This is a genomic window from Segatella oulorum F0390, assembly GCF_000224615.1.
Classification (GTDB): domain Bacteria; phylum Bacteroidota; class Bacteroidia; order Bacteroidales; family Bacteroidaceae; genus Prevotella; species Prevotella oulorum.
Map to the genome: position 1 here is coordinate 1015373 of NZ_JH114215.1, position 12575 is coordinate 1027947.

Annotated in this window: 11 protein-coding genes; 2 read left to right on the plus strand and 9 right to left on the minus strand. The window is 52.7% G+C overall.

Features of this window, described 5'->3' with window-relative positions:
- Positions 1-11: 11 nt before the first annotated feature.
- Positions 12-1430: a glycoside hydrolase family 57 protein gene (locus HMPREF9431_RS04310; protein ID WP_004379924.1), complete on the plus strand. Its 1419-nt coding sequence runs from the start codon at positions 12-14 to the stop codon at positions 1428-1430.
- A gap of 345 nt (positions 1431-1775) precedes the next feature.
- On the opposite strand, the gene panD is transcribed toward HMPREF9431_RS04310, so the two are convergent.
- On the minus strand, positions 1776-2120 hold the full coding sequence (gene panD, locus HMPREF9431_RS04315) for an aspartate 1-decarboxylase (protein WP_004379926.1): 345 nt from the start codon (positions 2118-2120) through the stop codon (positions 1776-1778).
- Entirely contained in the window at positions 2110-2979 is an 870-nt protein-coding gene (gene panC, locus HMPREF9431_RS04320; protein WP_004379927.1) for a pantoate--beta-alanine ligase, read from the minus strand. Before panC ends, panD begins: the two co-directional genes overlap by 11 nt.
- Before the next feature lie 238 nt (positions 2980-3217).
- Between panC and aroB the strand changes: the two genes are divergently transcribed.
- Positions 3218-4351, plus strand: a complete 1134-nt coding sequence (gene aroB, locus HMPREF9431_RS04325) for a 3-dehydroquinate synthase (protein WP_040560828.1) — start codon at positions 3218-3220, stop codon at positions 4349-4351.
- On the opposite strand, the gene HMPREF9431_RS04330 is transcribed toward aroB, so the two are convergent.
- The 7 genes from HMPREF9431_RS04330 to HMPREF9431_RS04360 form a co-directional block, all read right to left on the minus strand.
- Positions 4328-5305: an AMP-binding protein gene (locus tag HMPREF9431_RS04330; RefSeq protein ID WP_004379929.1), complete on the minus strand. Its 978-nt coding sequence runs from the start codon at positions 5303-5305 to the stop codon at positions 4328-4330. The two genes, aroB and HMPREF9431_RS04330, sit on opposite strands and share 24 nt — an antisense overlap.
- Positions 5306-6343, minus strand: a complete 1038-nt coding sequence (locus HMPREF9431_RS04335) for an o-succinylbenzoate synthase (protein ID WP_004379930.1) — start codon at positions 6341-6343, stop codon at positions 5306-5308.
- A complete protein-coding gene (gene menB, locus HMPREF9431_RS04340; protein WP_004379931.1) occupies positions 6343-7170 on the minus strand; it encodes a 1,4-dihydroxy-2-naphthoyl-CoA synthase in 828 nt (275 codons plus the stop codon). The genes HMPREF9431_RS04335 and menB overlap by 1 nt, the downstream gene beginning before the upstream one ends.
- Positions 7171-8187: 1017 nt before the next feature.
- The gene (gene menD, locus HMPREF9431_RS04345) at positions 8188-9873 is read right to left on the minus strand and encodes a 2-succinyl-5-enolpyruvyl-6-hydroxy-3-cyclohexene-1-carboxylic-acid synthase (RefSeq protein ID WP_004379932.1); all 1686 of its coding nucleotides are present in this window, start codon (positions 9871-9873) and stop codon (positions 8188-8190) included.
- Positions 9848-10867, minus strand: a complete 1020-nt coding sequence (locus HMPREF9431_RS04350) for a chorismate-binding protein (RefSeq protein WP_004379933.1) — start codon at positions 10865-10867, stop codon at positions 9848-9850. The genes menD and HMPREF9431_RS04350 overlap by 26 nt, the downstream gene beginning before the upstream one ends.
- Positions 10864-11286 (minus strand): PaaI family thioesterase, encoded by a 423-nt coding sequence (locus HMPREF9431_RS04355; protein WP_004379934.1) that lies wholly within the window; start codon positions 11284-11286, stop codon positions 10864-10866. The genes HMPREF9431_RS04350 and HMPREF9431_RS04355 overlap by 4 nt, the downstream gene beginning before the upstream one ends.
- Before the next feature lie 15 nt (positions 11287-11301).
- Positions 11302-12516, minus strand: coding sequence for an L-serine ammonia-lyase (locus HMPREF9431_RS04360; protein ID WP_004379935.1), 1215 nt, complete (start codon positions 12514-12516; stop codon positions 11302-11304).
- Positions 12517-12575 lie beyond the last annotated feature (59 nt).

Consider the following 12575-nt stretch of genomic DNA (forward strand, 5'->3'; position numbering starts at 1 on the left):
CAAAAAGAAATATGAAAACAATCTGTTTATATTTTGAGATACACCAAATTACGCATCTCAAGCGTTATCGCTTTTTCGACATCGGCACCGATCATTACTACTATGACGATTACGAAAACGAACGACGAATAGCTGAAGTAGCGGAGAAATCGTATATGCCGGCACTCAATGCACTGCTCGATATGATTCACCGCCACGGACAGCAATTCAGAGTAGCCTTCTCACTGAGCGGTGTTTGCGTAGAACAATTAGAGAACCATGCACCACAAGTGCTAAGCAAGTTACAGGAACTCAATGACACAGGCTGTGTAGAGTTTCTGGCTGAGCCCTATTCACACGGTCTCTCATCGTTGGTTAATGTGGAAAGTTTCGCGGCCGAAGTGAAACGCCAATGTGCCTTGATGCATGAATATTTCGGCAAGCAGCCTCAGGTATTGCGCAACTCATCACTCATCTATAACGACGAAATCGGCTACCAAGCGGCCAAGATGGGTTTCAAAGGTATGATTACCGAGGGCGCTAAACATGTATTAGGTTGGAAATCGCCTCACTACTTGTACAATAATCCACTGGCACCCAATCTGAAGTTGCTCCTGCGCGACATTGCATTGAGCGATGATATTTCGCTGCGATTCAACGACCACAGTTGGTCAGGATATCCCTTGTTTGCCGACCATTTTGTCGACGAGATCGCTGCGCTTCCCGAACGCGAAGAGGTGATTAACATCTTTATGGAGCTCTCAGCGTTGGGCATGGCACAACCTTTAGACAGTAACATCTTGGAATTCTTCAAAGCGCTGCCCGATTGCGCAACAGCCCGCCAGATTGTGTTTGCCACTCCTTCAGAGCTCTGCACTAATCGGAAACCCGTTGATCATCTCTCGGTGCCCGACTCATTGAGCTGGGTGGATGAAGAGCGCGATGTGAGTCCGTGGTTAGGAAACCCCATGCAACAGGAGGCTTTTGATAAACTCTACAGCGTGGCCGATCGTGTACGTATTGCCAACGACCCGCGCATCAACCAAGATTGGGACTATCTACAGGCCAGCAACAACTTCCGCTTCATGACCACAAAGCCTTCATTGGTGGGCATCGACCGCGGCATCTATGACAGTGCGTTTGATGCCTTCACTAACTATATGAACATCCTCGGTGACTTCATCAATCGTGTGAATAGCCTCTATCCCGCAGATATCGACAATGATGAGCTCGAAAATCTCCTCACCATGATAAAGAACCAGGGTGATGAGATCGAAATAAAGGATAAAGAAATCATTCGCTTGCAAGCGAAGATCGAAAAGTTGGAAGCACCCAAAAGGAAGGCAACAAGGCATACCGTTTCGTCTGAAAAGAGCGCAGCAAAACAGGCTGACGATACGCATAGCACAACAAAAGGCAAACGTGCAACAACGCATCAGACGGAGAAATAGCTGCTCGGCGTAGCTGCACCCCTACCACATTGCTAACATACGCAAGGCGCAGTAACTCCAACAAGCAAAAATAAGAGCGTCACATCATCGCGAAGAGCAGATGATGTGACGCTTTTTTACAGCACAACGTTACCCTAAAGCAAACACCGGCACGATACACCACAACGCCGTCGCTGCATACCAAGACACCGGCATGATGCTCAACAACGCCATCGCTGCATACCAAGACACCGGCACGATACACAACAACGCCATCGCAGCATACCAAGACACCGGCATGATGCTCAACAACGTCGTCGCAGCCTACTCGGCAGCCATTTTCTGCATCTCGCGCTGCGCCTATCCCTACAAACGATTACCTTCCTTCGGAAAAACAATGGTGGGCGAGAATGTTTTAGCCTCGTCGATATCCATCAGCGCATAAGCAATGATGATAACCACATCGCCCACCTGCACTTTGCGCGCAGCAGCACCATTCAGACAAATGCAGCCACTGCCACGCTCACCTTTTATCACATAAGTTTCGAAACGCTCACCATTATTGTTGTTCACAACCTGTATCTTCTCGCCGGCGATCAGCCCGGCAGCATCCATCAGATCTTCGTCAATCGTGATGCTACCCATATAATGCAAATTGGCCTCAGTGACGGTCACGCAATGCAGCTTACTCTTCAAAACCTCAATCATCATAGTTTGCCTCCTTTCGATAAGTGATGTGATCAATGAGCCGAATGGGTGTCGCACCGCAATAAACCGTGATGCAGCCCACCACTTCAGCTGCTTGGTCCCACTGCGTTACCGGTAGCAACGTCCTACCATCCACAATATCGAAATATTCCACATCCAATCCATCAGCAGCATTCAGCTGATGAACCACTTCATCGTGCACCTCGGCTACAGTCTTCGTTTTGCTACGCGCCACACTCTCCTGCAACACTGCGTAAATCTTCGCAGCCAACAGACGCTCCTCGGGCGCGAGTAAAGCATTACGACTGCTCTTCGCCAACCCATCTTTTTCACGTATGGTGGGGCATTCGATAATCTCCACAGGGCTGTTGATGAATGTAACCAAACGTTTAATCACAGCAATTTGCTGCCAATCCTTTTCGCCGAAATAGGCACGTTGCGGCTTGACGATGTAAAACAACCTACTCACCACCTGGCATACCCCATTGAAATGTCCCGGACGATAAGCACCCTCCATGACTGTCGTAACGGGCGGAAAAGCGAATGTGCGGGTATCGGGTGTGGGATAAATTTCCTTCACCGAGGGAGCAAACACGATGTCTGCTCCGCAAGTTTCGGCCAACGCACAATCAGCCTCCAAGGTTCTTGGATAACGCGCCAAATCGTTCTGATCATTAAACTGTGTTGGGTTGAGAAACACCGACACCACCGTTACATCACAATCCTTCACGCTCCGGCGGATGAGCGAGGCATGACCATCATGCAACGCACCCATCGTGGGCACCAAGCCTATCCGCTTCCCCGCCTTGCGCGGTGCGTACAATGCGTTTTGCAACGCCACAATACTATTGATTATTTCCATTACTTCGTTTTAATTCGCATGCAAAATAACGACTTTTTTTTGAAACATGAAAGCATTCCTACCAAGAATTAAGCGCCAACGGCACGGAAGTAGCATCTGCACCTGTGCATCAAGAGCACATGCGCCGCCGCTCGTTTTTTCGGCATAGAAAGGAAGAACTGAGCAAAGAAATCGCCTCATCTTGACATTAGTTGGGCGAAATGCACTACTTTTGTAAGCACAATAGCAGTTGACAACGATGACAGAGAACAAAATTTTGATGGTAGACGCATTGCAGGATGCGCTTCAACGCACGCTGACGCAATTAGCACCCGACCGCGTGTTCATACTGACCGATGAGAACACCCGGCGGCTATGTTGGCCACAAATCATGCCGGACGAGAACCAACCATCGACCACACACAACCTATCGCATAAGGGCGAAGCGCAACCATCAACCACACGCAACACGGCAGATGGGCGCGAGCTGCTGCGCACGGCCACACACATCACGATTCAGTCGGGCGATGCCCACAAAGACCTCACCACACTCACGCAGGTGTGGACAACGCTGAGCGAGCAGCATGCAACGCGCCATTCATGTTTGCTCAACGTGGGTGGCGGCATGGTGACCGACCTCGGTGGTTTCGCCGCGAGCACCTTCAAACGAGGCATCGCCTTTGTCAACCTTCCCACCACCCTATTGGCGATGATCGACGCCTCGGTTGGTGGCAAAACAGGCATCAACTTCATGGGTTTGAAGAACGAGATAGGCGCGTTTTGCGAGCCCCGAGCCGTGCTCATCGACAGCACATTTCTCAAGACCCTCGATGCGCGTAATCTGCGTTCGGGCTATGCCGAAATGTTGAAACATGCGCTCATCGCACAGCCCGACAGGTTGCACGCGTTGCTTGCTTTCGACCTCGAGCGCCCCAATCTGCATGCCTTGCAAGCGTTGATTGCCGAATCGATTGCCGTGAAAGCGCGCATCGTAGCGCAAGATCCGCATGAGCAACAGCTGCGCAAAGTGCTCAACTTCGGTCACACGATAGGTCACGCTTTCGAAAGTTTCGCCATGCGCCGCACGCCCATCTTGCACGGCTATGCAGTGGCCTATGGCATGATTTGCGAGCTCTATCTCTCACATGTCAAATGCGGATTTCCGCTGCGCGAGCTACAAGTCGCAGTGCAATTTATCCGCGAGCACTACGGCCGCCTACTCATCACCTGCGACGATTACGACGAGCTGCTGCAGTGGATGCAACACGACAAGAAAAATACACAAAACCACATCCGCTTCACACTGTTGCGTGCAGCTGGTGACTACTTGCTCGACCAAACGGCAACCAACGAAGAAATCAAGTCGGCATTAGACTTTTTCCGCGAGACTTAACAAGGCATTGCGTGCCACTTTTCCCGTCGCCGTGAGGGGCAGCGCATCCACCTGTATGAAAACATGCGGTTGCCAGTATTTCGGAAGCTGCGCAACACACACAGCCTTCACCATCTCTAAATCAGTTGCAGTGGTGATGAGCACCACCACCTCGCCAAATTTCTCATCGGCCCGCTTGGTGATAGCAAAAGGAGCATCGAGCCACGACTGCAAACGCTGTTCGATGGCTTCGGCCTGCAATTTCACCCCTCCGCTGCAAATGACGTTATCCCGCCGACCCAAAATGCGAAAACAACCATCCTCGCGCAAGGTCGCGATGTCGTGCGTATGCAATAGGCCATCGTGCACGGCCGGCGCATCAATCACTAAGCAATCATCGTCATCGAGCGACACGTTCACGCCCGGCAACGGCCGATACCACAACGACGCGCAGGGGCCGCTGACACGCCGCAGCGCCACATGAGACAGCGTCTCGGTCATGCCATAACTGCTCCAAATGGCATTGGGGAAGCTGCTCAGTTGCCGTTCGAGCTGCGCATCGATAGCACCCCCGCCGATGATGACGTGTGTGAAGCGCTGCAACTGCTCGCGCTCGGCTGCTGTTTGCAACGAATTGTAAACTTGCAAAGGCACCATGGCCGCCAACGAGGCCGGCTCCCGCGGCACGATAACATCCCGCAAGGGATGTCCCGACGGTGGCACCTGCACCAACTGCAACCCGCGTTCAAGGCTACGCACCACCATCATCTTGCCGGCAATATAATCGACCGACATGCAGAGAAATGCCGTGTCGCCCTGTTGCAACCCCAGGAAGTCGCAAGTGGCGCGCGCCGAGCGAAGCATCTGCCGTTTCAAGACATACATGGGCTTCGGCGCGCCGGTAGTGCCACTCGTGTGTACCCAAAGTCCCTCGTCGGCGCTATGCCACTCGGCCAAAAATTCGTCAACCGTCATCTATTTCGTATCTGAAAACCACAACCTGTCGCCGCGCACCTGCAACGGCACATCAACATTATCGGTGAAGAGCTGCCCCGTGCCCAATCCCTGAGGCATCGCAGGCGTTGGTGCGTAAACGTGCGCACACAGCTGCGCAATGGCATTGAGACCTACGTTGCTTTCGAGCGCGCTCGTCATCCACGTGCCAATGGAGCGTTGCCGCGCCAAACTGAGCCACTCCATTGTGCCCGCCATGCCCCCATGCAGTGAGGGTTTCAACACCAGATAGTGGGGCCGAATGGCATCCAACAACGCTGCGCGCATCTGCGGCGTGTTCACACCGATGAGTTCCTCGTCTAAAGCAATCGCAATGGGCGACTGTTTGCATAATTGCGCCATCGCGCACCACTGTCCCTGGCGAATGGGCTGCTCGATGGAGTGCAGGTCGAAGGCCGCCAATTCCGTTAGCCGCTGCAAGGCCTCGGCAGCACTGAAAGCACCGTTTGCATCGACGCGTATCTCCACCTGCTTAGCCGTATAGCGCTCACGTATGCGCGCCAGCAACGCCAGCTCATCTGCAAAGTCGATGGCTCCGATTTTCAGCTTAATGCAGCGATAGCCCTGCGCCAACTTCTCCTCGAGACGCTGCAACATCTCGTCATACCGCCCCATCCACACCAAGCCGTTCATCGCAAGGCCCTCTTCACCCCGTGCAAACGGCGTGTCGAACAGTCGCCAGCTACCGGCGGCATGGAGTTGTGTCCACGCCGTCTCAAGGCCGAACTGCATACTGGGATAAGGTTGCAACAACGCGAGCGGCAGGCGATGTGTCTGCACCAGCAATTCGCAAAATTGCGTCAACAGCGTCTCATAATTCACGATATCGTCGCACGACAGCCTCGGCAACGGAGCACACTCACCGATGCCTTTGCATTGCGGGCGCTCCGTGTCGTGCAACGTCACGAAATAGCTCTTGCGCACGGTGTAAACGCCACGCGACGTTCCGGCAGGTTGCTTAAAATGGAACGTGCGCGCATGAATCTCGTAGCTTAACATCAAGGAAACTGCGGATATTGACTAAAGTCGGGCTCTCGTTTCTCCAAAAAGGCGCGTCCGCCCTCCTGCGCCTCGTCGAGCGTGTAATAAAGCATCGTTGCGTCGCCCGCCAACTCCTGAATACCCGCCTGACCGTCGAGTTCGGCATTCAAACCGGCTTTGATCATGCGCAATGCCAGCGGGCTGCGTCTCATCATCACCTCTGCCCACTCCACACACGTGTCTTCGAGCATCGGCAAGGGCACCACTTTGTTCACCATGCCCATGACTTCGGCTTCGCGTGCCGTGTACTGTCGGCAAAGAAACCAAATTTCGCGTGCGCGCTTCTGTCCGACCATGCGCGCAAGATAACTCGCACCAAAGCCGGCATCGAAGGAACCCACTTTAGGCCCCGTCTGACCAAAGATGGCGTTTTCGCTCGCTATCGTGAGGTCGCACATCACATGCAACACGTGTCCGCCACCGATGGCATAGCCATTGACCATAGCGATGACCGGTTTGGGTAGCCGGCGTATCTGCATTTGCACATCCAACACGTTGAGCCTTGGCACACCATCATCGCCGACATATCCGCCGCGCCCTTTGACATGCATATCGCCGCCTGCGCAAAATGCCTTGTCGCCCGCACCCGTCAGCAACACCACGCGCACGTCTTGACACGCGCGACAGTATTCAAAAGCACGACTCATCTCCCATGTAGTCAGCGGTGTGAATGCGTTGCGATAGCGCTCGCGGTTGATCGTGATTTTGGCAATGCCGTGAAAGTGCTCAAACAAAATTTCTTTAAAGTCGAAGCCCTCAATGAGCTTCCATTCTCGCTTACTCATCTCTATTTCAGTTTTAAAAGTTTCATGCGCAATGCAATGGCATGCTTGCAGCAGGCGCGCTGTGGCAGCAAGCGCTTATCCATCAAACTCGCCCATTGCAAAAGTAAGCAGTTTTTTTCATATAGGCGATTGATTGCTATGAAAAAATGCGCCTCATGTAAATCGTGTTGCCTTTTGCATACACAACAACACATCGCGCTCTGATGCTGCGGCATTACTGATGCCTGAAACGGCTGCATGGCGCTATCATGCGATATTTTGAAGTCGAAAAATATAGTCGATAGAATAACTTACAGCATATCAAAGCATTAGAAAACAAAATGTAGAGTTAACAAAATTAAAAGTAGTGAGGCAAAACACTGTGCGCTGCATAACAAATAGTAAAACAGTTACGAAGAACACAGTGTTTTGCCTCATACAACTTTACTATTTGTGTGGTTGAACACAGTGTTTTGCCTCACAATTTCATAATTTGTGTGGTTGAACACAGTGTTTTGCCTCACAAATTGTAAAACATATACGAAGATTACTGTGTTCTGCATAACAAGCAGTGCAGCAAAGTCGATTCATACAACACAAAAACGATTTTGCAGTGCAGCAAAGTCGATTCATACAACACAAAAACGATTTTGCAGTGCAGTAAAGTCGATTAATACAACACAAAAACGATTTTGCAGTGCAACAAAGTCGATTCATACAACACAAAAACGATTTTGCAGCGCAACAAAGTCGATTCATACAACACAAAAACGATTTTGCAGTGCAGCAAAGTCGATTCATACAACGCGAAAACGATTTTGCAGACTGTTTGTTATGCAAAACACAGTGTTTTGCCTCACAACATTTTTAAAAAGTAGGAAGGATTTTGTGCGAAGCCACTTTGTCTGCTTTGCCGATAGACAAAGCATTTGCACGCATGAATATGTTTTGCTTGCAGATGCGAAAAGCAGGCATTCGAAGCAATCAACCACCTTGACGGATGGCCAAGATCATTGCGTGCAAATATCTACGAAAAAACTACTGTTGAGGGGTCGACGCGCGGTCGTCATCCATTGTGGTGAGTTGGCGGAAAAGGTCTTCATAGGCGCATGCGTCGGTCTCACTGTTCGTGAAAACTTCTAACAGCACGGGGCAACGGCTCTGCTGCTTGATGAAAACGGGCAGCAACGCCGCGCAATCGGCCGGCGAAGTAGCCGCATGATAGGCCACGTCGTATGCGGCGCAGATGCCCTTGGCCGAAGTGTGGTGCGCGCCCATCACGAAAGGCTCGCGGGCGTCGCTCACACGCAATCCCGCAAACTTGCCGAAGATGGCACCTCCGCCGTTGTTGAGCAGCAGAATACGCAGGTTGCCGCGGAGATGCCGATTCCACAACGCGTTGTGATCGTAGAAGAAACTGAGGTCGCCGATGACGCAAAACACATCATCATCGGTGGCCAACGATTGTCCCGCAGCCGTTGAAAGGCTTCCTTCAATGCCGTTGACGCCTCGGTTGCAATACACATAGTGTTGCGCATAGAGACAGCCCATGCGCACGGCCATGCTGTTGGCATAGTGCACCACGGGCTTATCGGCGTGAGCCATGAGCAGGTGTTCGAAACACTGCACCACATGGAGCGACGAAAAAGGCAGCACATAGCGCGCGAGGCTGGTTTCCACACGACGCGCCAACGTCGACAAAGCTTGTTGCCAGGTGTCGGCGCCCTGCCACGTGAGCACACGGAGCAGGGCGATGGGTGACGCTTGAACCACACCCTGCAAATTCTGAAACGTGTCATACACCGCACCGTCCTCATTCACCACCCAACACGCTGCGTTGGTGGCGCGCCGCAGATATTCCTTCAACCGTTTGCTTACGATGGTTCCGCCGATGTAGAGGATGAAGTCGGGCAGCGCAAGGTTGGTGGTTGCAGCCAAGGCTATCAGCGCATCGACGGGCGTGCCCGGTGCGTCGCACGCCAAGGGTTCGCACAGCACCACGATGCCTTGTGTCTGCAAACGCGCAATGACGGTGTTCCATGCCGGTGTAAATGCCTGCTGCCCCATCACCACCACGGGGCGCAAGGCGTTGCTGAGTGCCGTTTGCAACGCCGGACAATCAAGCGGGGCATCGGGTTGCAGAAGCGGCGTGTGCAGCGCGATGGTGCGTGCGGCTGGTAGCTCGGATACCGAGAAATCATAAAGCGGCTCGGCGATATGTAGGTTGATGTGCACGGGCACGCCACCACCCTGCCGTGCCCTTATCAGCGCTTCGTTGAGACGCCGATTGCACAGCCAGCGAGTTTCGTCGTTCAGGGGCGTTTCAATATCAACCGTGCAGCCTACGAAGCCGGCGAGACTGCCCGGCTGCTGCAACGTCTGGCCATCTTGCTGCCCTATCCACGCCGTGGGACGATCGGCCGAAATGATGATCAGCGGCACGTGTTGATGCCATGCTTCGGCCACGGCAGGTAGGACGTTGAGCAGCGCCGTGCCACTCGTGACGCAGATGGCTACGGGCGATTGCGACATGAGGCTCAGCCCCAAGGCGTAAAAGCCGGCGCTGCGCTCGTCGGTGACGGCATAGCAACGCAATAGGTTGCAAGCGTTGAGATTGTGAACAATGGGTGCATTGCGACTGCCGGGACACAGCACGGCATGCCTCACACCATGGGCCACCAATAGGCGCGTGAGGCTATTAATATGATTTTGATTGGAGTACATTCAACATGGTGTTTAATTTCAGCGCTGTTTCGTTCCATTCGCTCTGCTCGTCAGAGGCCGGAAGCAATCCGCCGCCGGCGTAGAGTGTGCAACGACGCTGAAATAGCTGCATGCAACGCAGGGACACGAAGAAGTGGGTGGTGTTGTGCACATTGAGCGGACCGCTGAATCCGCTGTAATAAGCGCGCTGAAGATGTTCCTCACGCAAGATGAGTTCTTGCGCAGTGTTTTTGGGCATGCCGCAGACGGCAGGTGTGGGATGCAGCTCGGCGAGCACATCGCCCAAGCGGGTTGATGGCTTGAGTGTGAAGAAAAAGTCACTGCACCGATGGTAGAGTTGCGCCGCTTGCCTCACGTAGGGCTCTGACCGCTTGATTTGTTCGCTGTGAGGCGTCAGGCAGGCTTCAATATAGTCGGCGACGAGGCGCTGTTCCTCGCAATTCTTATCAGTCCAAGGGCCCGGTTGCTTCATCGTTCCGGCCAAGGCCATGGTGTACCATTGTGTGCCCGTGGGCAGCTTGGCCAACAAGGTTTCGGGTGTGGCCATGAGCCATGTTCCGCTTTTCGGCGTATGGACCAGCGAGACAAATGCGTGAGGATAGAGCACGCAGGCCTGATGAAACAACGCAAGTGGGTCGATGTGGGTGTTTAACTCTACCTGCAACTGCCGCGCTAAGACCACTTTCTGCAACGTGTGCATCTGCAAGGCTGCATGAAAGCGTCGGAAGTCTGCGCAATAGATGTCCTCGTCGGCTTGTTGTTTTGAAATCGAAATTTGCGGCATCAGCACGGGCGTTAGAGGGCAGATTTGCACGAAATCGGCCGTTATCACAAGCAACGGATGCGCAGAAGAGAGATGAAACGGAGCCAAAACGTAGCCCGATGTCGTCGCGTCTAACGCTGCGTAAGATGACAACTCAATCGGTGATTGGCGCGACCTTACGCAGAGATATTGCGACTGCCCCGGAAGTCGAAAGTAAGCAAAACTGCTCATTTGCGAGGGGCGGAAGTTTTCATAATGTAATTGGTTACGTGTACGGTGGAGATGAGCTCGTCGTTGGTGTTGACAATATCGATATGCCACTCGTGCAGGGTATTGCCTTGATACTGCAGACGAGCATGGGCAGTGACGGTGTCGCCTTCGTGCACGGCGCGCACGTGATTGCCACTCACTTGGATACCGACGCAAATCTTCCCCGGACACAATGCTAAGCTACCGACGCCTGCTAAGTTCTCGGCTAAGGCTAAAGAAGCTCCGCCGGATAGGAAACCAAACGGTTGCGTGTTACGTCCATCAACTTTCATTGTTGCTTTGCATGTGTCGGGCTCTGGTGTAGAGAAAAACTCCATCCCCAACGTGTTCGACAGCCCATCGTAACGGTGGACAAGTGATTTAATCTTCTCAATATCCATACAGTCTTCGTGTTTCTAATAATCTTGTTCGTAATCTTTCGCTAAGCCGCCCGTGCTGGTTTCTTTATATAAAGAAGGAAGATCATGACCGGTCTGCTTCATGACATTCACCACGCGATCGAAACTTACACGGTGGCTGCCGTCGCTGAAAGAAGCGTAAAGCTGAGCATCGAGCGCGCGGGTGGCGGCAAAGGCATTGCGCTCGATGCATGGGATTTGCACTAAGCCGCACACAGGATCGCAAGTCATGCCTAAATGATGCTCGAGCCCCATCTCGGCAGCATATTCTACCTGTGAGGGACTGCCGCCGAACAGCTGACAAGCAGCAGCCGACGCCATGGCACAAGCGACACCTACTTCGCCTTGACAACCGACCTCAGCACCACTGATGGATGCGTTCTTCTTTACCACATTACCAAACAGTCCCGCCGTTGCCAATGCCTTGATGATGCGATCGTCCGTAAAATGATGTGCGGTATGTAGGTGATAGAGCACAGCGGGGAGCACACCACATGCGCCACATGTCGGCGCTGTCACAATCGTGCCACCAGACGCATTCTCCTCACTCGCGGCTAAAGCGTAGGAATAAACAAGTCCGCGGCTTTGTAGGGAAGGTTTATAACCCGTGGCTTTCACATAGTAGGTTGATGCCTTTCGTGGCAAATGCAACGGACCAGGCAGCACGCCTTCATGGCTTAAGCCTGCTTCGACGGCACTGCGCATCACATTCCATACGTCGGAAAGGAAATCCCAGATAGCATCGCCTTCGCAATGTGCTACATACTCCCAATAGCTGCTACCATTCTCCTTGCACCATTGCATAATCTCGCGTAGCGAATTTAAAGCATAGACATCATTTCCTTCGAAACAATCGCCCATGCCTTTCCCTTCGGACAATGCTCCTCCGCCAATGCTATAGACCGTCCAATCGTCCTTTTCAATGCCTTCGGCATCAAGCGCAACGAATCGCATGCCGTTGGGATGGAACGGCAGGAAGGTCTGAGGCTGCCAAGCAATCTCGACAGTACCAATGGGACTCAAAACATCCTCTATAGCAACATCGGTCATGTGCCCTTTACCTGTTGCAGCGAGTGAACCATACAAGGTGACTTGAAAAGAAGCGGCATCGGCATTACGCGCAGCAAACAACTGTGCAGCACGCTGCGGCCCCATAGTATGACTGCTCGATGGCCCTTTTCCGATGCGAAAGAGTTCTTTTATCGATTCCATACACATTCTCCTTTAAAAGCAAAAAAGCCCCACAAATCACTGATTTGTAGGGTCTTCAT